Source organism: Arthrobacter sp. NPDC080031, from assembly GCF_040702485.1.
In the GTDB taxonomy this organism is placed as follows: Bacteria; Actinomycetota; Actinomycetes; order Actinomycetales; family Micrococcaceae; genus Arthrobacter.
The window spans coordinates 60,343-83,532 of the sequence record NZ_JBFBLA010000021.1 but is presented as its reverse complement, the minus strand read 5'-3'; the positions used below and the strand labels follow the sequence as shown (position 1 = coordinate 83,532).

Here is a 23,190-nt window from a genome sequence, read left to right as displayed (position 1 = left end):
TGGGGACGGCAAAGGGCCTCCGGGGGTTCTCAGGTGGGGCTTAGTGGCAGGCCAGCCGGCATTAAGTGAGAATTGAACATTGTGACCATGCATCCTGACTTCAGCTCACCACGAATCGCGATCCTGGGCGGAGGTCCAGGCGGATATGAAGCGGCCATGGTCGCAGCGCACCTGGGAGCGCGGGTAACCCTCATCGAGCGCGCCGGGCTCGGCGGCTCAGCCGTCCTCACCGACGTCGTACCTTCCAAAACCCTGATAGCGACGGCGGATCTCATGACCCGCGTCGGCGAGGCGGGGGAGCTGGGAGTCAAGTTCGCCGTCGACGGCAGCGATGTGGCGCCGGGCATGCGCGCCGATCTGGGCCACATCAATGACCGGGTGATGCACCTCGCGCGGGAGCAGTCGGACGACATCCGGGTGGGCCTTGAGCACCTTGGCGTGGAGATCCTCATGGGCTCCGGAAAGCTCCTGGACAACCACACCATCGAGGTCATCACCTCGGACGGCATCAAGACGATCACCGCCGACGCCATCCTTCTCTCCGTCGGCGCCCACCCCCGCGAACTGCCCACGGCAAAGCCCGACGGTGAGCGCATCCTGAACTGGGCACAGATCTACAACCTCGAGGAACTTCCGGAAGACCTGATCGTCGTCGGTTCCGGCGTTACCGGAGCCGAGTTCGCTTCGGCCTACAACGGCCTTGGCTCAAACGTCACCCTCATTTCGAGCCGAGACCAAGTGCTGCCCGGTTCGGACACGGACGCCGCCCAGGTCCTTGAAGGTGTCTTCAAGCGCCGCGGCGTGCGCGTTTTGTCCCGCTCACGCGCGGAGGCGGTTGAAAGGACCGACGCCGGCGTGAAGGTGACGCTCGGTGACGGTTCGGTGGTGACCGGAAGCCACTGCCTCGTGTGCGTTGGCTCCATCCCGAACACGGCCGGAATCGGGTTGGAAGAGGCGGGTGTGGCTGTCACTGAGTCCGGCCACATCAAGGTGGACGGGGTCTCCCGCACCACCGCGCCGAACATCTATGCCGCTGGCGACTGCACCGGGATCCTGGCCCTCGCTTCGGTCGCGGCCATGCAGGGCCGCATTGCCGTTGCGCACTTCCTGGGCGATGCCGTCATGCCGATCAAGCTCCACCAAGTGGCCTCCAACATCTTCACTTCACCGGAAATCGCCTCCGTGGGCGTCTCCGAGGCTGACCTTGAGTCGGGCAAATACCAGGGTGACGTGGTCATGCTGTCCCTGCTGAGCAACGCCCGCGCCAAGATGCGCAACACCAAGGATGGCTTCGTCAAGATCATCGCGCGGAAGGGTTCAGGCACGGTGATCGGCGGCGTCGTCGTCGGACCGAACGCCTCCGAACTCATCTACCCGATTGCCGTTGCCGTGAAACAGAAACTGCACGTCGACGACCTCGCGAGCACCTTTACGGTGTACCCGTCGCTGACCGGATCCATCTCGGAAGCGGCGCGACGGCTGCACGTTCATATGTAGGGCATGGCTCTGGTTGGCTAACGCCCTAGAACCTCGCTCAGCCTGTCGAGCGATTCCGGATGCGCGGCGATTTCCACCGCGCCTTCGTCCGTCAACACGGTCATTGCCTCGATTCCATAGACCTGGATGTACTTACGGTCCTTGCGGCTGACCTTTCGGCGCCCCGGTAGTAGATCCTGGACCTTGATCGTCGTCGCCCGTCCGGACGGCTCCAGGGTGTCGTACACCGCGGGCTGGAAATGGATAGACCCGGCGCTGGGCGTCGCGATCCCTTGGTTCCAGAGGCTGCTGAGAGAACCTGTCCGGGAGTCCGGATAGCGGATGTAGGCCATGATTTGGCCGTCTTCTTTGAGGCGGGCTCTGGCCTTACGTCTTTGCCGGATTCCGAACACTGCAAAAAGCCAGTAGCCCAATGTCCACACAATGGCGGTGACAACCGAGTCCGCTAGGCCGCGCCGTCCAACCGCCATCCAGACAGCAGTGGCAAACACAAAGAAGAGAATATAGCCGACGGCCATGGCGAGATGGGGGTGCTGCCGGACCCATTTTTTCATGGGGCAATACTAGGTAAGCTTTCGCGATCGGCGGCGAGGCCGAAGTGTCGGTCGGTGAATCGAGCAGTTTGAGGATCACGCGCCACTGACGACGGTGCGAAATCTGTAACTGGACTTAGTCCCGGTAGATTTCCCGGCGGTGACCGGCCTGAACGACGACGATCACGAGTCGGCCGTCGTCGATCCGGTAGAGCACTCGATAATCTCCCGTTCGGACCCGCCACTCGACCCGCCCTGCCAGCTTCTTGGCGCCAGGCGGCCGCGGTGTCTCAGCCAGCAACTCGATGGCGGCTTGGACCCGGCGGCGGCCCTCGGGGGGAAGCTTGCGCAGCTGCCGAAGGGCCGCTGGCAGGACCGTGATGTTGTAGCTCAAGTCAGGCCCAGATCGCGCTTGACGTCCTCCCAGGGGATCGGCGTCTGTCCAGTCTGTTCCATTTCTTCCCATGCCAAGTCGACGGCCCGGATGTCTTCTAGTTCTTCCGCGGCTTCGCGAAGACGCTCCAGCTCGGCGGAATCGATTACTGCCGCGACCCGAATTCCGCGGCGCGTGAGGAATACCGGTTCGCGCTCGCGGTGTGCCGTGTCCACAATGGTTGCCAGATGATTCCTGGCTTCGGTGATGGCTATATCGGTCATGCACTCGATGGTACGGTAAAATGCGGCAAAATGTACGGAACGTACAAGACTGCTGATAACGGCTGTACGTTCCCGATCGGGGTCGGGCTATTTTGTCAGTGCCTCCTGGCAGAGTATTGCCATGGAAGCGATCGGACACCTCACTACCCGCCAGGGCGCCACGCCCGGCGGCGGGTTCGTCGTCTTCCATAAGGCGCGCGAGCCGCGGATCGTGACGGCGGCCCGTCCGGCGGCGGGTCCGGCGACGGTTCAAATGCCGGGGATGCGCCGGCTCGCTCTGTTGAATCCGCCCGAGGATCCAGCCGGGGATCGCGGGGTTGATCGCGCTGGTCCACAGCGGGTTCTGGAGAGTGCTCTTACGGCATTGCGCTCCCTGGCGCGGACGGCGGTCGATGACATCGGGCCGCTGGGGTTGCCGGATTCCGCGGCGTTTGCCTCCGGCGTGGAGGAGCTCTCCCGCACCCTGGACTACTTGCAGCTCGTCGCCGCGGGGCAGTTGCACCAGGTGCGGCAGCAGGAGCCGGTCGCCGGGACTGGCTGGACGACAGGCTGGGGAGCCGAAACGCGGGCGGACGGCTCCAACGATGGTCCCGGCAGCCCCGAAATTGAAGGCGGAGCAGCCGAAACCAGTGCCGACGTCGGGAACGGCAGTCTCGCCGCGACGTCCGCCGTCGCCGGGTTCCGGGAGTTCCGGAACACGGGCGAACACCTGCGCTCTCTCTTGCGGATCAGCGCGGCCGAGGCGCGCCGCCGTCTTGCTTTGGCGGAGGATCTGCTGCCGGGACGCTCCCTGACGGGGCAGCGGATCCCGCCGCGGTATGGGGAAGTGGCCGCGGCCCTGGCCTGCGGGAGCATCGCGTCCCGGCCTGCCACCACGATTACGATGGCACTCGAACGCGTCCGGCCTCTGTGCAGCTCCGAGACAGCCGCGGACATGGAACACGCGTTGACCATGACGGCGGCCGAAAACGACGCCGATTTCCTCGCCAGGATCGCGCGCCGCTGGACCGACGCCGTTGACCAGGACGGTGCCGAGCCCAGCGAGGAAGCCTTACGCCACCTCCAGGGCGCTTTCCTCCGGAAACCCAAACACGGGCTGCAGCATCTTGAAATCTTCGCCACCCAGGACCAATACGAGCACCTGCTCACCGTCATGAACACCGCCACCAATCCCCGGACCTGCACGTCGGGGGAGCCTGGACCGGAGGACAATACCGTGGACGCCGGCGGCGGGAGCGCGCCGGCAAATGCTCCGGCCGACGGTCTTCCGGTCGGTTCGCACGATGATGCCGCGTTCCTGGACCGCCGCACGAGGGCGCAGAAACTTCTGGACGGGTTGCTGGGCGCGTGCAGGATTGCCCTCGCCACCGGGGCGCTGCCCTCAGCCGGAGGGCAGCGTCCCCAAATCGTGGCCACCATCGATCACCGGGACCTCCTGGCATCGCTCAAAGACGCGCGGCTGCCGCACGGTCGGCCGGCGCTGATCGGGCAGGCGCCGCCGCAGCATGGCACGGGGAGCTTTACGTTCACCGGTCCGGTCGCCGCGGCCACGTTGCGGAAGATCGCTTGCGACGCCGACATCATTCCCGTCGTCCTCGGTGGCGAAGGGCAAGTGTTGGATATCGGCCGGTCCTCGAGGATCTTCCCGGCCCACATCCGCAAAGCCATTACCGCCAGGGACAAAGGCTGCGCGTTTCCTTCGTGCACGATGCCGGCCCCGTGGTGCGAAGCCCACCACATCGAGTACTGGTCCCGGGGCGGGCCTACCAGTGTCGGCAATGGTGTCTTGCTCTGCAGTCACCACCACCATCTGATTCACAAGGAAGAGTGGCACATCCAAGTCCAAGCGGGCGTGCCTTGGTTTATCCCGCCTCCCCACATCGACCCCCGCCAACAACCACGCAGGAACCGTTACTTCCACGTGTGAGCACTTCCTCGATGTGACGTGCCTGGAGAGTGTGAACCGCAATTCCCCGCTGCCACGACTTGTACGCTCTGATTAACTGGGGGCATGGGGGATCTGAAAAAGAACGAAGATCGCACACTCAAAGTGGACGGGCTGGTCAACGGACGCGACCTAGGGGGTCTGAAGCGCACAGACGGGACGGTCACTCCACGCGGCGTCTTCTTCCGGAGCGAGAACGTCGATTGCATCACCGGGAACGGATGGCAACAGGTCTACGATGCCGGGATACGCACCGTGGTGGATCTCCGTCAGCAACGGGAACGCAACACAGATACCCGGGAACGGCCTAGTTGGCTCACCACGATCCACGTTGACCTTGACGGCCTGGAAAACAAAGAGTTCTGGGCGGACTACTGGGACAACGGCCTAGTGGGCACAGCGATTTACTTCCTCCCGCACCTTGCAGCCATGCCCGAGCGGGCAGGTACAGCCATAACGGAGGTACTCAACGCACCGGCGGGAGGAGTCCTCTTCCATTGCATGGGAGGCAGGGACAGGACGGGCCTAGTTGCCATGGCTCTGCTTCATGCAATCGGCACCGACCCCGAATGCATCGTCGATGACTACCTGGAAACAGTCAGGTTAGGTGATGTCCGAGCGGCCAGCAGCAACGGAAACAACACTGAACCTATGCTCGAGGAGTTGTGCCGGCAACATGGCACAACAACCGAAGGCGCGTTCCGGAATGCCGTGGGAAAATTCGATCTTCAAGCCTTCCTCGATGCCGCAGACTTCACCGACGAGGACCGGAAGGCCCTCTTCACTTGGCGCGGCGCGACCAGCACACCCCCAAACCCGGCGGAATAGGCGTGGTAATCATCGAAACTGCAGCAATCACGGTCCGGGAAGCGACCGCCGAAGACTCATCGACCCTCTGGGCGGCTTGCTTTGAAGCAGCGAATTGGCGCGGGGGTGACCAGTTCACGCGCCAACAGCTCATGAACGACCCGGAATTCTCGCACTACGTCCAGGACTGGCCTCGTCCGGGGGACTTCGGTGTTGTCGCCGAGACTGCGATCGGAGAAGGTATCGGCGCCGCATGGTGCCGCATCTTCCCCGCCGACGACGCCGGGTACGGCTTCGTGGCGGCGGACATCCCCGAACTGACTATCGGCGTCGTACCTGGTCGTCGCGGAGCGGGGACCGGCACGGCGCTCATGACTGCACTCATCGCTCTAGGGCGCTCCCGCGGGCTGCGAAGTATCAGTCTCAGCGTGGAGGACGGCAATCGCGCCCGGGATCTATACGAGCGGCTTGGGTTCGTTCGGGTCGGCCGGAACGGCGGCTCAGACACCCTGCTGCTGCAACTCTAGGCAGATTGACTCCGAGCGCCCGAACCACCTACGCCGCAACCCCCTGAAAGTGCTTCTCAATAATCCTCTTGATGTCCCCGTGGCACCCGCCGCACCCGGTCCCCGCGCGAGTCGCTTTGGAAACCTCCGGCAGGGAGGAGCAGCCATCCAGCACGGCTTCCTCGATGCTCGCACCGCTGACGCCCGCGCAGCGGCAAACTGTGCGCTGAAGATCATCATTCGAAGCAGAAGAATCGAGCTGGTCCGGACCGTCCAGCCGCAGCAGGAGTGAACGGTCTGCCGGAAGTTCGGAGCCGCGTTCGAAGAGCATCACGAGTTCCGCGGCCGTGCGCGGCATGCCTACAGTCACGAGTCCCTCGAGTGCGCCGCCGCGCGTCGTCATTTTGACGTAGCGGCCGTGTTCCGGATCGGCCCATTGGGCAACCTGGCGCCGCGGCATGCCCGCGGCAACCCCCACGCTGAGAAGCTCGTCATCCCAGGGTTCGGCGCTGTTGTCGCCGGCGACCGCGAGGTTGATGCCACGTGCCTTCAGGACTACGACGCCGGGCTTCTCCTGCGGCAGCGGGGCCAAGGTATCGGCCGCGTCCTGGCCGCCCTCGGCCAGGAGGATCAGGTATTCGGCAAGCCACTCGGCCTGGCGCCAGCCCGGACCCACCAGGCCGGAAGGACCCTGCGCGGTGCGGCATTCTGCGCACTCGGTATCGGCGCAGCGGACTTCGGCGCAGTCGCCGATCGCGAACATGTGCGGCTCGTGGTAGGTCCGCAGGTGGTGATCCACCAGGATGCCGGTTGCCGCGGGGAGCCCACAACCTTCGGCCAGCTCGATCCGCGGGCGGACGCCGCAGGAAAGGACAAGAAGGTCGCCTTCGATCCTTGATCCATCGTCGAGCACCAGGGCGGAAAACATGCCGTGCGGACCATTGTGCTCCACCGCCGTGGATCGGGCATTTCCCACCATGGTGATCCCGCTGTTTCGCAAGCTTGCCGCGAGAACGGCTCCACCTCCGCGGTCGATATTGCGGCCCAGGGGGAAGGAACCGTTGTGCACCACCGTGGTCAAGGCGCCCTCCTCTGCAGCGGCGAGGGCCGTTTCAAGACCGAGCACACCGCCGCCGAGGACGATCACGCGCTTGCCGGCAGTGACGGCGTCGCGCAATTGCGCGGCATCGCGGAGGTCGCGGAGGGCTGTCACCCCCGGTGGAAGCACCGGGTGCGAAGGATCGGGGTTGATACCGGTGAGGTTCGGAATAACGGGCCTCGAACCGGTGGCGAACACCAAGCGATCGTAGCCGGGCGTGGTCCCGTCCGAAAGGACCACCTGCTGGCGCGCGCGGTCGATGCGTTTGACGGTGACGCCCAGCCGCACGTCGATGCCGGCGGCCACCAGATCGCCAGCGTCCGCCATCGCGAGTGCCTCCGCGGTGGTCCGCCCCACGCCGAGTTCCGCCACCATGACGCGGTTGTACGCGGCGTCGGCTTCCTGCCCGACGACGAGCAACTGGACCAGGCCGCTGCGCACGGCGGTCAACAACTCCTCCACCAGCCGGGCCGCGACCGGTCCGAATCCGACCACCACAATGCGCTCGCTCACGATGCCTCCTTGACCTGCATTGACAAGCCGGCCGCCGCTGGCACAGCTGCAGAGAGCACAGCCGTCTGGGCAGCCAACGCCGATTCGAGATTTGGTAATTCGACCTTCCGGACCCAGACCGTGCTGGTCTTGAACTCCGGCATTCCGGAAACAGGATCCGTGACCGCCTCAGTGAGGCGGTTGGCGCTGCCCGGCCCAGGGAAATGGAACGGCAGGAAGACGGTGTCCGTCCGGATGCTGTTGCTGAGCTCCACCTTGCACAGGACCTCTCCGCGTTCGTTGGAAACCCGGACAAAGTCGCCGCTGGAGATGTCCCTGACGGCGGCCGTCGCGGGGTGGATCTGCAGGAGCGCCTCCGGCTGCGCGGCCGCGAGTTCCGCCACGCGGCGGGTCTGGGCGCCCGATTGGTAGTGCTCCAGCAATCGCCCGGTGACGAGGGTCAGCGGATCTGGATCGGAGCCGACGACGGCGCTGCGCCGGGACCGCTTCTGCGGCGCCACCGGGACCATCACCGCGCGTCCGCCGGCGTGCGCGAAGCTTTCGAGGAAGAGTCGCGGCGTCCCCGAACTGCCGGTGGGATAGGGCCAATAGGCGGCTTCTCCGCGATCCAGCATGGCGTAGTCGATTCCGGAGTAGTCGGCCAGGCCGCCTGCCGAGGCGAGCCGGAGCTCCTCGAAGACGGTCTCAGGATCATCGCTGAACGTTGAGGGTGCGTCGAGGGATTCGGCGAGCCGGGCCATCAGCCACAATTCGCTGCGGACGCCCGGGGGAGGACTGAGCGCCTTGCGGCGCCGGAGCACGCGGCCCTCGAGGTTGGTGAGGGTGCCTTCTTCCTCAGCCCATTGGGTGACAGGGAGGACGAGGTCGGCTTCCAGCGCGGTTTCGGACATGAAGAAATCGCAGACAACCAGGAAATCCAGGCTGCGCAGGCCCTCGATCACCGCGCCGGCGTCGGGGGCTGACACCGCCACGTTGGCGCCGTGCACGAAAAGGCAACGGACGCCGTCGGGCTGTCCCAAAGACTTCAACAGTTCCACTGCCGGCAGTCCGGGGCCGGGAATGAGGCTTTCGTCCACGCCCCACACCTTGGCGACGTGGGCGCGGGCAGCGGGATCGGTGATCTTGCGGTAGCCAGGGAGCTGGTCGGCCTTCTGCCCGTGCTCGCGGCCACCCTGGCCGTTGCCTTGGCCCGTCAGCGTGCCGTAGCCGCTGCGGAATGAGCCCGGCAGGCCGAGAAGGAGGCTGAGATTGATCGCGGCCGTGGCGGTGTCGGTGCCATCGACGTGCTGCTCGACTCCGCGGCCGGTCAGGATGTAGCTGCCGCCGCGCCGGGCGCCGTCGGCGAGACGGCGGGCGGTGTCCCGGATGAGCGTCGCTGGCACGCCGGTGATCGACTGGACCCGCTCCGGCCAGAAGCCGGCGAGGCTACGAACGATCGCCGGGTACCCGGTGGTGCGGTCCTGGAGGAATCGGGTGTCGGCAAGGCCTTCGTGCACCACTACGTGGGAGATTCCCAACAGCAGGGCGAGGTCGGTTCCGGGTGTCGGCTGCAAGTGGATGCCGCCGCCGTCGCGGGTGAATGCGGCCGTCGCGGAACGGCGGGGATCGGCCACGATCAACCCGCCGGAATCGCGCGCGCCTTGAAGGTGCTGGACGAACGGGGGCATGGTCTCGGCGACATTGGAGCCGAGAAGGAAAATAACGCTCGCCGAATCAAGGTCCTCTACGGGGAACGGGAGGCCGCGGTCCACGCCGAACGCGCGGTTTCCGGCTGCCGCAGCGGAGGACATGCAGAAACGTCCGTTGTAGTCTATGCGCGAGGTTCCCAGCGCCAGGCGGGCGAACTTGCCTAACTGGTAGGCCTTCTCATTGGTGAGTCCGCCGCCGCCAAACACGCCGACGGCGTCGGGACCGTATTGCTCGCGGGTCTGCTTGACGGCTCCGGTGACCAGCATGAGTGCCTGGTCCCACGTGACCGGCCGGTGGACGCCGTCGGACCCTTTGAGCATGGGTTCGGTGACGCGCCCGGTGTGGTTCAACAACGACGCCGATGTCCAGCCCTTGCGGCACAGCCCGCCCCGGTTGGTGGGGAAGTCGCGGCCGGATACTTCCAGCGGGGGAAGTGCTTTTGCTGCCGGAGCGGGGTCTGACCCCGGCTGCGCAACCCCCAACCCCGGCTGCGCTGTGGGCGCTGCCGGGGTCAGGGTCATGGCGCACTGCAGCGCACAATACGGGCAATGGGTGTTGGCGCCATTGGGCATATTAGATGTGTCCCATCGCGTTACGGTTGACCTTCCGGAGGTAGCAGACCCAGCAGACGATGAGCATCAGAACGTACGCGCCGACGAAGCCATAGAACGCGGGGGTGTAGGAGCCCGAAGCGCTGGATGCGTTGAGCACCTGGGGGATGACGAATCCGCCGTAGGCGCCGATCGCCGAGATCAGGCCGAGGGAGGAAGACGCGAGGCGTGCCGTGCTGGCCGCGCTGGCCCCGGAGCGTGCGGCCCGGCTGGACGTCGCGAAGATGACCGGAATCATGCGGTAGGTGGCGCCGTTTCCAAAGCCGCTTGCCGTGAAGAGGAAGAGGAACAGGACCAGGAAGAGCCAGAAGTTCTTGAGCGGAAGGGTCCAGATCATGGTCAAGGTGATGATGGCCATCGCCGCGAATGCCGTGACAGTCATCCGGGCGCCGCCCATGCGGTCCGCCATGCGTCCACCGTAAGGCCGGGCAAGGGAGCCGACCAGCGGGCCAAGGAAGGCGAGCGAGAGGACAACTGCGCCGAGGTGCATGGAGGAGAAGGCCGGGAAGTAGTCCTTGATGAGCTTGGGGAAGACTCCCGAGAACCCGATGAACGAGCCGAAGGTGCCGATGTACAGAAAGGCCATGATCCACAGATGCGGTTCCTTGAGTGCGGCGATCGAGCCTGCAACGTCACCCTTGGCGCTCGTGAGGTTGTTCATGTACTTCCACGCGCCGAACGCGGCGACAAGGATGAGGGGAATCCAGATGAGGCCGGCCATGGGCAGGTTGACGGTGCCGGCGGCCAGCAGGGTAACGGCGATCGGGACGACGAGCTGCGCGACGGCGGCACCGAGGTTGCCGCCCGCGGCGTTCAGGCCCAGCGCCCAGCCCTTTTCACGGGCAGGGTAGAAGAAGGTGATGTTTGCCATCGAGCTGGCGAAGTTGCCTCCACCGAAGCCTGCAAGGCCTGCTACCAGCAACATGACGCCGAACGGCGTGCCGGGGGTCGAGACACAGAGGGCGAGGCCCGCCGTCGGGACCAGCAGCAGGAGGGCCGAGACGATGGTCCAGTTGCGGCCACCGAACTTCGGGACCATGAACGTGTAGGGGATGCGCAGTGTGGCCCCGACCAGGCTGGGGATCGAGATGAGCCAGAAGATCTGGTTGGTGTCGAACTTGAAGCCTGCGGCCGGGAGCTGGACGACCACGATCGACCAGAGCTGCCAGACGACGAAGCCGAGGAACTCGGCGAAGATGGACCAGTACAGGTTGCGTTTGGCGATGGAACGGCCGACGGCTTCCCATTGTTCCTTGTTCTCTGCATCCCAGTTGGCAATCCAGCGGCCAGGGCGGTGTTCAAGCTCGGGGACGAGGGCGGTGGGCGCCTGTTCGTTGGTGAGGATTTCGGTGCTTCGGTCAACTGTCACGGAGTGCCTCCTTTGTGGGGACGTTGTCCTTTCACGTTAGGGACGGCGCGTTTCGCGGACCGTCGCGGTTTGTAAACGTGCTGTGACATTCACCTATCGGAGGGGGTCACCGGTGCGTGAGGCGACGGTGAGGTTCTGTGGCGCAGACCACAGAGTGAGACTTTCCCGAGCGTCCGCATATTGGACTTGATTGTCCATTTGTTGGATACCGGGAACTATTATTGAACTCTCAATAATCTTTGCCGGCAGGCCAGGAACGCCGGGCCGGCGTGAACGAAAGCAACCATTACATGTCTTCCATCGCTGAATCCAAGGAAAGCGAGTCAGTCAAGCCGGTCAACTCGCGGGGACGCGTGATCTTCGCCAGCCTCATCGGCACGTCCATCGAGTTCTACGATTTCTATGTCTATGCCACGGCAGCCGTGCTCGTCTTTCCCAAGCTGTTCTTCCCCACGGCGGACGAGACCACCCAGCTGCTGAGCTCCTTCGCGGTGTTCGGAGTCGCCTTCGTCGCCCGTCCGCTCGGCTCCATCATTTTCGGCCACTTCGGTGACAAGTTCGGTCGCAAGGGAACCCTGGTTGCGTCCCTCCTGACCATGGGTATCGCCACGTTCCTGATCGGTTGCCTGCCCACGGCGCAGGTCCCCGGCTGGACCTTCCTGGCCCCCACGTTGCTGGTCGTCCTGCGTTTCGCCCAAGGCCTGGCCCTCGGTGGCGAGTGGAGCGGTGCCGCGCTGCTCGCAACCGAAAACGCGCCTGCCAACAAACGCGCCATCTATGGAACATTTCCGCAGATGGGTGCACCGATCGGCTTCATCCTGGCCAACATCATCTTCCTGGTCTTCAGCTACACCCTGACTCCCGAGGCTTTCACCGCCTGGGGCTGGCGCGTGCCGTTCCTGCTCAGCGCCGTCATGGTGATCCTGGGCCTCTATGTGCGGCTCAAGCTCATTGAAACTCCCGCCTTCACCAAGGTGCTGGAGTCGAACGAAGTAGCCAAGCTGCCCATCGGCCGCGTGTTCAAGACAAGCTGGCGCCCGCTGATCCTCGGCACCTTCATCATGCTTGCCACGTATGTGCTGTTCTACCTGATGACCACGTTCACGCTGACCTACGGCACCAAGCCCACCCTGGCAGGCGCTCAAGCTGCAGCGGTGAAGGCCGGAAAGCCCATGACCGACGCGGCCGCAGCTGCATTCGTTCCGGGCCTGGGCTTCAGCCGGAACGACTTCCTCTGGATGCTGATTGCCGGCGTCGTCTTCTTCGGCATTTTCACGCTGGTGGCCGGTCCGCTGGCCGAAAAGTATGGTCGCCGCAAGATGCTCCTGGCGGTCACCGCGGGAATCCTGGTGTTCGGCTTGCTGTTCGTGCCGCTGTTCAGCGGCGGCTTCGTAGGGACCATGGCGTTGCTGATCCTCGGATTCTCGCTGATGGGCCTCACCTTCGGCCCCATGGGTGCACTGCTTCCGGAACTGTTCCCCACCAACGTCCGCTACACCGGATCCGCCGTCAGCTACAACATGTCCAGCATCCTCGGTGCGGCCGTGGCTCCGTTCATCGCGGTCTGGCTCTGGGAATCGGCCAAGGGAAGCACGGTCCTGGTGGGTATCTACCTGAGCGCCATGGCGGTCCTGACGCTCGTGGCCCTGTTCCTGTCCAAGGAAACCAAGGACACGGACTACGAGAACAACGTCGCTTGATCCTGTATTAGTCGCTTGATCCTGTATTAACAGACTCGCGCTAAATGGCTCCGGCCCCGCACCAATGGTGCGGGGCCGGAGCCATTTGCGCTGCTTGGTCTTCGATCGTCTCAGTCTTCGATCGTCGCGATGACCGCACCTGCGGAGACGGTTTCGCCTGCCTTGGCCACCAGCCCGTGGATGGTGCCGGCCTTGTGGGCGGTGAGGGGCTGTTCCATCTTCATGGCTTCGAGGACCACGATCAGATCGCCTTCGGCAACCACATCGCCGGCGGCTACTGCCACTTTGACGATGGTGCCCTGCATCGGCGAAGTGAGGGCGTTGCCGCCCGCTACAGCAGCTGTGGCGCCCGCCGATCGGGAACGCTTCTTGACCTTCGCGCCCTTGGTGCCCGTGCTGGCAACCGAGGAAACCGAGCCGAGAGTCGCGGGAAGGACGACTTCCAGCCGCTTGCCGCCAACCTCGACGACGACGCGCTGGCGCTCACCGGCGTCGGCGGCTTCTGTTCCGGCTCCGGTAGGCGTCCACGCGGGGATGTTGTTGACGAACTCGGTCTCGATCCAGCGCGTGTGAACCTTGAACGGGCCTTCGGCCGGAGCGAATGCGGGATCGGTCACCACTGCGAGGTCGAAGGGAATGACGGTGGGGATGCCTTCAACCACCATTTCCTCAAGGGCGCGGCGGGAACGCTGGAGGGCCTGTTCGCGGCTGGCGCCGGTGACGATCAGCTTGGACAGCATGGAATCGAAGTTCCCGCTGATGACGTCGCCCTGCTCGATCCCGGAATCGATGCGGACGCCCGGACCCGTCGGGTTCTTCAGGGTGCTGACGGTCCCCGGTGCAGGCATGAAGTTGCGGCCCGGGTCTTCGCCGGTGATGCGGAACTCAAAGGAGTGGCCGCGGACCTCAGGATCGCCATAGCCGAGCTTTTCGCCGCGGGCGATGCGGAACTGCTCGCGGACCAGGTCCAGGCCCGTGACTTCCTCTGAAACACAGTGCTCCACTTGAAGTCGTGTATTGACCTCAAGGAAGGAGATGATGCCGTCCTGGCCCACCAGGAATTCGCACGTTCCTGCGCCGAGGTAGCCGGCTTCTCTCAGGATGGCCTTGGAAGACTCGTACAGCCGCTCGTTCTGCTCGGGGCTCAGGAACGGCGCCGGGGCTTCTTCAACGAGTTTCTGATTGCGGCGCTGGAGGGAGCAGTCGCGGGTGGAGACAACAACGACGTTTCCGTAGGCGTCGGCGAGGCACTGGGTCTCGACGTGGCGCGGGGAATCAAGGAAGCGCTCGATGAAGCACTCGCCGCGACCGAAGGCGGCAATGGCCTCACGGACTGCGGATTCGAAAAGCTCGGGGATTTCCTCGATTGTGCGGGCCACCTTGATGCCGCGGCCGCCGCCACCGTAGGCAGCCTTAATGGCGATCGGGAGCCCGAACTCCTGCGCGAAGGCCAGGATCTCGTCAGCTGATTCCACGGGATCGGCCGTGCCGGGAACCAGGGGAGCGCCGACCTTTTCGGCGATGTGGCGGGCCTGCACCTTGTCGCCCAGCGCGGAGATGGCCTCCGGGGACGGGCCGATCCAGGTGATGCCGGCGTCGATGACCTTGGCGGCAAACTCGGCGTTCTCGGCGAGGAAGCCATAACCGGGGTGGATGGCGTCCGCGCCGGACTGCTTGGCCACCTCGATCAACTTGTCCATCAGGAGGTACGACTCAGCAGCAGTGTTGCCGCCCAGCGCGTATGCCTCATCTGCCAGCCGGACGTGCAGGGCGTCGCGATCGGGGTCTGCATAGACGGCCACGGAAGCGATGCCTTCGTCCCGGGCTGCGCGGATAATGCGGACCGCGATTTCGCCTCGGTTGGCGATCAAGACCTTGGTGAGAGGGCTGGAAATGGGCTGCGCCGGATTAGCTGACAAGTTGACTCCTTCTGTCCTTCAGGGAGCCTAGCGTGATTTTGAGGGTTCCGCCCATATTGATGGGGGAATCCGTGTGTGAGACGGCCTGTATTTGTAGGGTTGCTACAAAGGCGGGAAACCGGCAGGTGGGCCGGCGCCCCGGACGGTCCTTATTCGATGCTCGCTTCGGAGCCGTTTTGGGTCCAGAGTTCGGTGATTCCCACGTTCGCTTGCCCGAGCAGATCGCGGAGGGTGGAGATGGAGAGTCCGACGACGGCGTGCGGGTCGCCGTCGACCTTGCGGATGAAGGCCCCGCCCATGCCGTCGATCGTAAACGAACCGGCGCAGTGCAGGGGCTCGCCGGTTGCGATGTAGGCGTCGATGTCCTTCTCGCTCATCTCGGCAAAGTGGACTTCTGCGCTGGACACGGCGCCGACTGTTGCTCCGGTGCCGACGGCCGTCTCGCCGTCGTTCACGTCAACTGCGGTTTCGCGGCAGTCCACGAGCCAATGCCCGGTGTGAAGTACGCCTTTGGAGCCGCTCATGCGATGCATCCGTTCCTTGGCCACGTCCACCGTGTACGGCTTCCCGTGCGATTCGCCGTCGAACTCGAACACGGAATCGCAGCCGATCACCAGGGCCCCCTCAGCGTCAGGAAGGGACGCGACGGCCTCGGCCTTGGCACGGGCCAGGAGGAGCGCGGTGTCATGCGCGTCGGTCACCCCATACCGGGCTTGCACGGCGTCCTCGTCCACGTCCGAGACGAGTACCTCGTGGTGGATGCCGGCCTCCGTGAGGAGCTTGGTGCGGGCGGGGGACTGGGAAGCCAGGATCAATCGGGTCACGGCTCAAGCGTAGTACGCCCGCCTTCCCCCCGGACGCTCGCTCACGTATGTGGGTGTTTGGCCGGACGCTCGCTCACGTATGTGGGTGTTTGGTCGGACGCTCGCTCACGTATGTGGGTGTTTGGCCGGACGCTCGCTCACGTATGCCGCCCAGGTGGACATGTTCCTTGAACATAGGTGAGCGGGCGTTTGGGGAAAGTGCGTCATTGGTGAGCGGCGTTGGGGAAAAGTGCGGTATTGGTGAGCGGGCGTTTGGGGAAAGGGCGCTATAAGTGAGCGGGCGTCGGTTCTGGACACGGAACCGACGCCCGCCGCTATGGCGACCAGACGCTCAGTGCACCAGCTCCTTGGCCCCGCCCGCCGCCGTCGTGCGCTGCAATTTGGCGCCCTCGACGTCGACGTCGGGCAGGATCCGGGACAGCCAGCGCGGCAGCCACCAGGCCTTTTCGCCCAACAGGTACATCACGGCCGGAACGATGGTCATCCGCACCACGAACGCATCCACGAGCACGCCGAAGGCCATAGCGAAACCGAGCGGCCGGACCATGGTCAGGTGGCTGAAGATGAACCCGGCAAACACGCTGACCATGATGATGGCGGCGGCCGTGACCACAGCTGAGGCATGGTTGAAGCCGCTTCGGACCGCCTGCTTCGCGTTCTCTCCGTGCATGAACGATTCGCGCATGCCGGAGGTGATGAACACCTGGTAGTCCATGGCCAGGCCGAAAAGCACGCCAATCAGGATGATTGGCAGGAAGCTCAGCACGGCTCCGGGATTGGGCACGTCGAACACGGTGCCCAGCCAGCCCCACTGGTACACGGCCACCACGGCGCCGAACGCTGCCGCGAGCGAGAGTAGGAAGCCGCCAGTGGCGAGCAGCGGGACGACGATCGAGCGGAACACCAGCAACAGGAGGATCAGGGAGAGCCCGACGACGATCGCCAAGTATGGCGGCAACGCTGCACCGAGCTTCGCGGAGACATCGATGTTGCCTGCAGTCTGCCCCGTCAATCCGATGGTGGCGCCTGTGGCCTGCTGGATTTCGGAACCCTTCGCACGCAGTTCCGAGACCACCTGGACGGTGCTGGCGCTCGCGGGTCCATCCTTGGGGATGACCTGGAAGACGGCCGTGCGGTGATCCGGGCTGAGGGCCACCGGAACGGCTGCCACGACGTTGTCGACGCTGCGCAGCTTGTCGGCCACGTCGAACTGCTTGGCTTTGGCCTGGTCGTCGTTGAGTCCGGACGGGAACGTGCCGACAACCACGATGGGACCGGTCATGCCCTCCCCGAAGCTCTTCCGGGTGAGGTCATAGGCCTTGAACGCTTGCGAGTCGACCGGTTCCGAACCGCCGTCGGGCAAAGCGAGGCGCAGCTGGGAGGCCGGGAGCGCCAGCACTCCGAGAAGCACGACGCCGGCAAGCAGCGAGACCACCGGGTGCCGGGTCACCAGTCCGCCCCACCCGCGGCTGCTCCGCCGCTGGTCCTCTGCGCGGTCCGCCGAGGCGTGCTCCGGCTCCGCGTTGTGGCGCTCCGCCTTGGCCCATGCCCGCTTCGAGATCAGTTTGCGGCCGACCAGTGACAGTACCGCCGGGGTCATTGTGAGGGAGACGACGACGGCGACTGCCACTGTCGCGGCGGCCGACAGGCCCATGACGGCCAGGAACGGGAGTCCCGGAACGACCAATGCGGCAAGCGCGATGACGACAGTGAGGCCTGCGAAGAGAACTGCGTTGCCTGAGGTGCCGGTGGCGAGGGCCACGGATTCTTCCGCGTCCATCCCGGCAAGCAATTGCCCGCGGTGGCGGTTGACGATGAAGAGCGAGTAATCGATTCCGACGGCGAGGCCCAGCATGAGCGCGAGCATTGGGGAAATGGAGCTCATGTCGATGACGCCGGTGAGGGCGAACGTTCCGCCGACGCCCACGGCCACGCCAATGATGGCCATCAGGAGGGGTAGGCCCGCGGCGACAAGCGTTCCCAGCATCACGATGAGGGCGATGGCGGCCACAGCGATGCCGATGATTTCGGAGACACCGAACAACTGCGAGACGTCCTCGGTGATTTCCTTGCTGGCCAGGGCCGTGATACCTGCTGAGGAGACTCCGTGGACGATGTCCTGGACTTGTTGCCGGACTGCCGGCGTCAGGCCGTTGATGGAGGTCTTGAACTGGACCTGGGCGATCGCCGCTTTGCCGTCTTCGGAGACGAAACGCATTCCTTGGGAAGCTGTCACCTGGCGTTTGGCCAGTGCGAGGGCGGCAGCACCATCAGTTGCTTGCTTCTGGCCGGCATCGAGCTTTTGGCGGCCAGCGAGAAGTTCGGCCTTCTGCGGGGCGAGCTGGGCCTGGATCTGCGCAGCGGGCATGCCCGCAGCGGTCATTTGCTGCTCGGCGGCCTTGAGCTGGGCATCACCTGCATCGAGGGTGGCCCGGGCCTTGTCCAGTTCAGCCTGCCCGGCTGCCGCTTTCTGTTCCCCGGCGGCAAGATCGGACGGCGCCTTGTCCAATGTGGCTTGGGTCGTGAAGGGGTTGACCGTGGACTGCACATCCGGCAGTTTCTCCAGCCGGGCGAGGGCCGACGCAATGGCGTCCTTGCCGGCTTGGGTGAATCCGGTGTCGCCGGCTTCGAAGACGATCCCTGCGGAACCGCCCGAGGAGGCCGGAAGGTCCTTCTTGAGCTTGTCGAGCATCTGCTGGGTCTCGGTGCCGGGGATCTGGAAGTTGTTGGACATGGTGCCGTGAAAGGCTGCAGCGGAGCCGCCGACGGCCACGAGCACGGCCAGCCACAGGGAGATCACCAGCCAGCGGTGACGGTAGGAGAACTTGCCAAGGCGGTAGAGCAGGAGTGCCATATCGGAACCGATCTGTCGGTGTGGTTATGCCGAGTGTTGTGGGTCAGTCGCGGGCGGAGTGGCGCGCGACGCCGGGACTTCGAGGGGCGGGTGCCGTAAAGCCTGAACCGAGCAGGCCGATTGCGTCGATCAAGTGCTGCCGCAGGCTCGCGAGCGATTCCGGGGAAAGATCCGGGCCGTGTTGCTCGAACCAGACGCTCATGGCTGCCTTGCCGCAGGAAATAATCGACCCGGCCAAGGCCCGTAAATAGAGCTCATCGACATCCGGGCCGAGGCGAAGGCGGGCGGCGTCGATGATCTGCGTGGTGCAGTGGTCCCAGGCTTCGAGTTCGGAACGCACCAAGGCACGGTTGTCGTGGGTCAGGCTGAAGAGTTCGGCCATGGGGGAAACCGTCATGGGGTCTGCCAGCGCCGTGAGGGCGGCCCGGGCGGAATCGAGGATGGGTTCCTCCGATGGGCGCAGGCGGAATTGTTCGAGGGCATGGTCCAGGAAGCCCTCGGTCACGGAGGCCAGGGCGGCTTCGAGGCTCGGGAAGTAATTGAAGAAGGTGCGCCGGGATACGCCGGCTGCTTCCGCGATATCTTCCACGGTGAAATTGCCGGCGCCCCTGCTGCGCAACATCGCAAGGGCTGCGTCCGTGATCGCTTGGCGGGTGGCCAGTTTGTTCTGTTCCCGGCGCGAGGGGACAGCGGCGGTGTCGGAAATTGTCACATACTTACACTAAGTGCAACTTTGCACTCAGGGCAAGTTAAGATCGGGTTGCATCTTCTGTGGTGGGCTGCGCGGACTGCCGGGCTGCGGTGCTCGTCAAGTAGATCGACTGGCCTGTTGCGCCGGGCTCGCCTTCGGCCAGGGGGATGGCGAACACTGCGGTGCCGTAGGCGCACACCTCGGTCCAGTTGCCGCCCATCTCGGACGTGTCGAAGCGCATGGCGACGATTGCGTTGGCGCCGCGCTGCTGTGCCTCGTTGACCATGCGGGCCATGACTTCCTGGCGGCTTTCATAGAGCGCCTTGGTCATTTCGGGCAGCTCGCCGCCGCCGAGGGAGCGGAAGCCGGCAATCATTTGGGAGCCGAGATCCCGGGAGCGGACGGTGAGGCCCATGACTTCGCCGAACACGGCGTCGATCCGGTGGCCCGGAATCTTGTTTGAGGTGACGATCAGCATGGACAGAGCCTATCCAGAATCCACCGTTTTCCACGGTTAAAAGGACGAATCCCCAGGGTATTCCCCCCGCGGATTCGTCCGTGCGCCGTTGGGCCGCCGCTAGGGCTTGGCGTCAGCGAGTTCGCGAGTGTCCCCGGATGCCTCCGGAGACTCGGTCTCGGCCGCGAACGCCGTTCCCTTGCGTGGCGCGTTGTAGAGCGATTCGTCCAGGATTCCCTGCCGTTTGGCGACGATGGCCGGAACCAGCGCCTGTCCTGCGACGTTGACGGCCGTGCGGCCCATGTCCAGGATGGGGTCGATCGCGAGGAGGAGCCCGACGCCGGCAAGCGGCAGTCCCAGGGTGGACAGAGTCAGAGTGAGCATGACGACAGCGCCCGTGGTGCCTGCCGTTGCTGCAGAACCAAGGACCGAAACCACTACGATCAGCAGGTATTGGCTGAAGTCCAGGTTGATGCCGAAGAACTGGGCAACAAAGATTGCAGCGACGGCCGGGTAGATGGCGGCGCAACCGTCCATTTTGGTGGTGGCTCCGAGCGGCACGGCGAAGGAGGCGTAACCCTGCGGAACGCCGAGGTTGCGTTCGGTGACGCGCTGCGTGAGCGGCAGCGTGCCGATCGAGGAACGCGAGACAAATGCCAGCTGCACGGCGGGCCACACGCCCGAGTAGTACTGCTTGATCGAGAGCCCGTGGGACTTGACCAAGATGGGGTAAACCACGAACAGCACCAAAACCAGGCCCGCGTAGATGGCCACCGTGAACTTGCCGAGCGAACCGATGGTGTCCCAACCGTAGACGGCCACTGCGTTGCCGATCAGGCCGATGGTGCCCAGCGGTGCGATGCGGATGATCCACCAGAGGACCTTCTGGATGACGGCCAGGGCGGAAGCATTGAGGTTCAGGAACGGCTCGGCCTGCTTGCCGACCTTGAGGGCGGCGACGCCGACGGCGATGGCGATCACCAGGATCTGCAGCACGTTGAAGCTGATCGAGGTGCTGGCGACGCCATCCGTGACGCTCGTGCTCGCGCCAATGCCGAGGAAGTTCTTGGGGAAGAGGCCGGTGAGGAAGGCCCACCAGTCGCCGGTCTTTCCGGCGTACTCGGCCTTCTTGGTGATGCCAGTGCCGGAGCCCGGCTGCAGGAGCACTCCAAGTCCGATCCCGATCATCACGGCGATGAGTGAGGTGATGGCGAACCAGAGCAAGGTGTTCCACGCCAATTTCGCCGCATTGGACACTTGGCGGAGGTTCGCGATCGAACTCACCACTGCGGTGAAGATCAAGGGCACGACGGCGGTCTGCAGCAGTGAGACGTAGCTCGAGCCGATGGTCTGCAGCGTGGCGCCGAGCCCGTTGGGAGCCTTCGTGGTGCTACCGGTGGCTTTGGCCAGGAGGCCCAGGGCCAGGCCGATCACCAACGCCGCGATGATCTGGACGCCGAAGGACGTTGCCCACTTGGGAAGCCGGGACGAAGTCTTTCCGGCGGAAGTCAAAGTGTTGGATGAATTGCTCACCGGAACAAACTAGGCCCCGGCAAATACCACCGCGACCCGACGTTGAGAAATGTTACGGTCTCAAATTCACCCAACTACCAGAGAACCCTGCGAATTCGCCGCCAATCCACCCGTATATGAAGTTATTCCCGGACGGAATGTGGGGAATGTAACAGCCACGATGCGATTGGCGGCGGGCACCTTCCGCACCGAGCCCTTGGCGACAGGCATCCGGCAGCGTGCGTCAAAGCGACGAAGGAGCAGCACGCCGAGGATGCGTGTCGCCAAGGGCGGCCAGACTTCGGACTAACCCAGCAGCGCCCGGCGAAGCGTATCCAGGCCGACAGAGCCAATGTTCAGCGCATCCGTGTGGAAGGATTTCAGGTCGAACCCGTCGCGGCGTTCGAGTTCAGCCCGGATTTCCTCCCATAGCCGCTGCCCCACCTTGTACGACGGGGCCTGGCCCGGCCAGCCGAGGTACCGGGTGAATTCGAACTGGAGCTGGCCCGCGCTGATGGGAAGGTTGGCCTTGAGGAATTCGAAGCCCTTGTCCGAGGTCCACGTCCCGCTGCCCCAACGTTCTGGAACTTCCAGCTCGAGGTGGACGCCGATATCGAACACCACGCGGGCGGCACGCATGCGCTGCATGTCCAGCATGCCCATGTGGTCGCCCGGGTCCTTGAGGTAGCCGAGCTCCAGCATGAGCTTTTCGGCATAGAGGGCCCAGCCTTCGCCGTGTCCGGAGACCCAGCAGACGTTCCGTCGCCAGTTGTTGAGGAGCTCGCGGCGGTAGACGGCGGTGGCCACTTGGAGGTGGTGGCCGGGGACGCCTTCGTGGAACACCGTAGTGGTTTCGGCCCAGGTGGTGAAGGTGTCTTCGCCGGCGGGGACGGACCACCACATGCGGCCGGGCCGGGAGAAGTCGTCGGAGGGGCCCGTGTAGTAGATGCCGCCTTCGTCCGTGGGGGCGATGCGGCATTCGAGCTTCTTCATGACGTCCGGGATGTCGAAGTGGACGTCGGCCAGTTCGGCTACCGCGCGGTCTGAGAGTTCCTGCATCCAGGCTTTGAGGGCGTCGGTGCCCTTGATTTGCCGCTCGGGGTCGTTGTCGAGAATGGCTTTGGCCTCCTCGATGGACGCGCCGGGCTTGATTTGCTCGGCCACGCGTTCCTGCTCGGCAATGAGCCTGTCGAGTTCCTGCACACCCCAGGCGTAGGTTTCTTCCAGGTCCACGGTTGCTCCGAGGAACAGGCGTGAGGCCAGGGCGTAGCGTTCGCGGCCCACGGCGTCCTTTTCCGGTGCATGCGGCAGAAGCTCAGCTTCGAGGAAGGCGGCGAGGCGCAAGTAGGCAGAACGCGCGACGGCGGCACCGGCGTCGAGCTTTTCCTGCAGTTCCGCCGGCAGCGCTTGGCCGTCGATGGTGGCTTCGGCGGCGAGCTTGGCGAAGAAGCCGTCCTCGGCCGCGTATTTGCTGGTCTGTTCGATGACGATCTTGACTTGGCGGACCGCGGAGACTTTCCCTGCATCCCTGGCCGAGCGAAGGGAAACGATGTACCCGTCAATCGCTTCCGCAACGTTGGCCGCGCGGCCGGCGATGTGCTCCCAGTGTTCGGCCGTGTCGGTGGGCATGAGGTCGAAGATCGCGCGGATGGTCTGGGCGGGGGACTCGATATTGTTCAGGTCCGCGGCGTCCCAGCCGGATTCGTGGATCTCGAGGGCCAGGCCGAGCCGTTCGCGCATCGCGTCAAGGGTGATGACGTCGGAGGCGTCCGCTGGTTCGAGCGCGGCCAGCTCGTCCAGCGTGTTGCGTGCCGCCTTGGCGAATGCCGCTGCCCCGGCGGGCGAGAAGTCCTGGTATTCGGTTTCGTGTCCGGGCAGGCCAAGGGTGGTGGCCAGGGTCGGGTTGAGGGCAAGAAGGGTGTCCGTGTAGGCGTCGGCGACCGCGTCGATGGCAGTCTGGAGGCGTGCCGGAGCTGTGTTAGGAGTAGTCACCCCACGAGCCTAACC

Annotated in this window: 18 protein-coding genes; 5 read left to right on the top strand and 13 right to left on the bottom strand. The window is 64.7% G+C overall.

Going from position 1 to position 23,190, the window contains the following annotated elements:
- Positions 1–81: 81 nt before the first annotated feature.
- Positions 82–1,497 carry an NAD(P)H-quinone dehydrogenase gene (locus tag AB0323_RS17390; RefSeq protein ID WP_366178427.1) on the top strand — a complete coding sequence of 472 codons (1,416 nt, stop codon included), beginning with the start codon at positions 82–84 and terminating at the stop codon, positions 1,495–1,497.
- 17 nt (positions 1,498–1,514) lie between these two features.
- Here the strand turns inward: AB0323_RS17390 and AB0323_RS17385 are convergent, their stop codons facing one another.
- The 3 genes from AB0323_RS17385 to AB0323_RS17375 all read right to left on the bottom strand — a co-directional run bounded on the left by AB0323_RS17385 (position 1,515) and on the right by AB0323_RS17375 (position 2,687).
- The gene (locus AB0323_RS17385; RefSeq protein ID WP_366178426.1) at positions 1,515–2,051 is read right to left on the bottom strand and encodes a hypothetical protein; all 537 of its coding nucleotides are present in this window, start codon (positions 2,049–2,051) and stop codon (positions 1,515–1,517) included.
- A 115-nt stretch (positions 2,052–2,166) separates the two neighbouring features.
- Positions 2,167–2,424 carry a type II toxin-antitoxin system RelE/ParE family toxin gene (locus AB0323_RS17380; RefSeq protein WP_366178425.1) on the bottom strand — a complete coding sequence of 86 codons (258 nt, stop codon included), beginning with the start codon at positions 2,422–2,424 and terminating at the stop codon, positions 2,167–2,169.
- Positions 2,421–2,687: a type II toxin-antitoxin system Phd/YefM family antitoxin gene (locus AB0323_RS17375; protein WP_236816425.1), complete on the bottom strand. Its 267-nt coding sequence runs from the start codon at positions 2,685–2,687 to the stop codon at positions 2,421–2,423. The genes AB0323_RS17380 and AB0323_RS17375 overlap by 4 nt, the downstream gene beginning before the upstream one ends.
- 121 nt (positions 2,688–2,808) lie before the next feature.
- On the opposite strand from AB0323_RS17375, the gene AB0323_RS17370 reads away from it, so the two are divergent.
- The 3 genes from AB0323_RS17370 to AB0323_RS17360 all read left to right on the top strand — a co-directional run bounded on the left by AB0323_RS17370 (position 2,809) and on the right by AB0323_RS17360 (position 5,966).
- On the top strand, positions 2,809–4,614 hold the full coding sequence (locus AB0323_RS17370) for a DUF222 domain-containing protein (protein ID WP_366178424.1): 1,806 nt from the start codon (positions 2,809–2,811) through the stop codon (positions 4,612–4,614).
- Positions 4,615–4,698: 84 nt separating this feature from the next.
- On the top strand, positions 4,699–5,460 hold the full coding sequence (locus AB0323_RS17365; protein ID WP_366178423.1) for a tyrosine-protein phosphatase: 762 nt from the start codon (positions 4,699–4,701) through the stop codon (positions 5,458–5,460).
- A gap of 2 nt (positions 5,461–5,462) precedes the next feature.
- Positions 5,463–5,966, top strand: a complete 504-nt coding sequence (locus tag AB0323_RS17360; protein ID WP_366178422.1) for an N-acetyltransferase — start codon at positions 5,463–5,465, stop codon at positions 5,964–5,966.
- A 28-nt stretch (positions 5,967–5,994) separates the two neighbouring features.
- Here AB0323_RS17360 and AB0323_RS17355 read toward each other — a convergent pair whose 3' ends face one another.
- From AB0323_RS17355 to AB0323_RS17345, 3 genes are read right to left on the bottom strand one after another with little or no spacing between them, the layout of a single operon-like run.
- The gene (locus AB0323_RS17355) at positions 5,995–7,557 is read right to left on the bottom strand and encodes an FAD-dependent oxidoreductase (RefSeq protein ID WP_366178421.1); all 1,563 of its coding nucleotides are present in this window, start codon (positions 7,555–7,557) and stop codon (positions 5,995–5,997) included.
- A complete protein-coding gene (locus AB0323_RS17350; protein WP_366178420.1) occupies positions 7,554–9,818 on the bottom strand; it encodes a molybdopterin oxidoreductase family protein in 2,265 nt (754 codons plus the stop codon). The genes AB0323_RS17355 and AB0323_RS17350 overlap by 4 nt, the downstream gene beginning before the upstream one ends.
- A 1-nt stretch (position 9,819) precedes the next feature.
- Positions 9,820–11,202, bottom strand: a complete 1,383-nt coding sequence (locus AB0323_RS17345) for an MFS transporter (protein WP_366178438.1) — start codon at positions 11,200–11,202, stop codon at positions 9,820–9,822.
- 314 nt (positions 11,203–11,516) lie between these two features.
- On the opposite strand from AB0323_RS17345, the gene AB0323_RS17340 reads away from it, so the two are divergent.
- Positions 11,517–12,926, top strand: a complete 1,410-nt coding sequence (locus AB0323_RS17340; RefSeq protein WP_366178419.1) for an MFS transporter — start codon at positions 11,517–11,519, stop codon at positions 12,924–12,926.
- Between the two features lie 110 nt (positions 12,927–13,036).
- Here the strand turns inward: AB0323_RS17340 and AB0323_RS17335 are convergent, their stop codons facing one another.
- The 7 genes from AB0323_RS17335 to AB0323_RS17305 all read right to left on the bottom strand — a co-directional run bounded on the left by AB0323_RS17335 (position 13,037) and on the right by AB0323_RS17305 (position 23,175).
- Positions 13,037–14,845, bottom strand: coding sequence for a biotin carboxylase N-terminal domain-containing protein (locus AB0323_RS17335; protein WP_366178418.1), 1,809 nt, complete (start codon positions 14,843–14,845; stop codon positions 13,037–13,039).
- A gap of 149 nt (positions 14,846–14,994) precedes the next feature.
- Complete coding sequence (locus tag AB0323_RS17330; RefSeq protein ID WP_366178417.1) at positions 14,995–15,669, bottom strand: Maf family protein; 675 nt, start codon at positions 15,667–15,669, stop codon at positions 14,995–14,997.
- 331 nt (positions 15,670–16,000) lie between these two features.
- Positions 16,001–18,523: an MMPL family transporter gene (locus AB0323_RS17325; protein ID WP_366178416.1), complete on the bottom strand. Its 2,523-nt coding sequence runs from the start codon at positions 18,521–18,523 to the stop codon at positions 16,001–16,003.
- 43 nt (positions 18,524–18,566) lie between these two features.
- Positions 18,567–19,229, bottom strand: a complete 663-nt coding sequence (locus tag AB0323_RS17320) for a TetR family transcriptional regulator (RefSeq protein ID WP_366178437.1) — start codon at positions 19,227–19,229, stop codon at positions 18,567–18,569.
- A 43-nt stretch (positions 19,230–19,272) separates the two neighbouring features.
- Positions 19,273–19,692: a YbjQ family protein gene (locus AB0323_RS17315; RefSeq protein ID WP_366178415.1), complete on the bottom strand. Its 420-nt coding sequence runs from the start codon at positions 19,690–19,692 to the stop codon at positions 19,273–19,275.
- 99 nt (positions 19,693–19,791) lie between these two features.
- Positions 19,792–21,204, bottom strand: a complete 1,413-nt coding sequence (locus tag AB0323_RS17310; protein WP_366178414.1) for a dicarboxylate/amino acid:cation symporter — start codon at positions 21,202–21,204, stop codon at positions 19,792–19,794.
- A gap of 285 nt (positions 21,205–21,489) precedes the next feature.
- On the bottom strand, positions 21,490–23,175 hold the full coding sequence (locus AB0323_RS17305; protein ID WP_366178413.1) for a DUF885 domain-containing protein: 1,686 nt from the start codon (positions 23,173–23,175) through the stop codon (positions 21,490–21,492).
- Positions 23,176–23,190: the final 15 nt, after the last annotated feature.

Excerpts from the sequence above, each read along its gene's own strand:
- AB0323_RS17375 (WP_236816425.1), bottom strand. The coding sequence starts at position 2,687 with ATGACCGATATAGCCATCACCGAAGCCAGGAATCATCTGGCAACCATT.
- AB0323_RS17385 (WP_366178426.1), bottom strand. The coding sequence starts at position 2,051 with ATGAAAAAATGGGTCCGGCAGCACCCCCATCTCGCCATGGCCGTCGGC.
- AB0323_RS17325 (WP_366178416.1), bottom strand. The coding sequence starts at position 18,523 with ATGGCACTCCTGCTCTACCGCCTTGGCAAGTTCTCCTACCGTCACCGC.
- AB0323_RS17350 (WP_366178420.1), bottom strand. The coding sequence starts at position 9,818 with ATGCCCAATGGCGCCAACACCCATTGCCCGTATTGTGCGCTGCAGTGC.
- AB0323_RS17340 (WP_366178419.1), top strand. The coding sequence starts at position 11,517 with ATGTCTTCCATCGCTGAATCCAAGGAAAGCGAGTCAGTCAAGCCGGTC.
- AB0323_RS17370 (WP_366178424.1), top strand. The coding sequence starts at position 2,809 with ATGGAAGCGATCGGACACCTCACTACCCGCCAGGGCGCCACGCCCGGC.
- AB0323_RS17365 (WP_366178423.1), top strand. The coding sequence starts at position 4,699 with ATGGGGGATCTGAAAAAGAACGAAGATCGCACACTCAAAGTGGACGGG.
- AB0323_RS17315 (WP_366178415.1), bottom strand. The coding sequence starts at position 19,692 with ATGCTGATCGTCACCTCAAACAAGATTCCGGGCCACCGGATCGACGCC.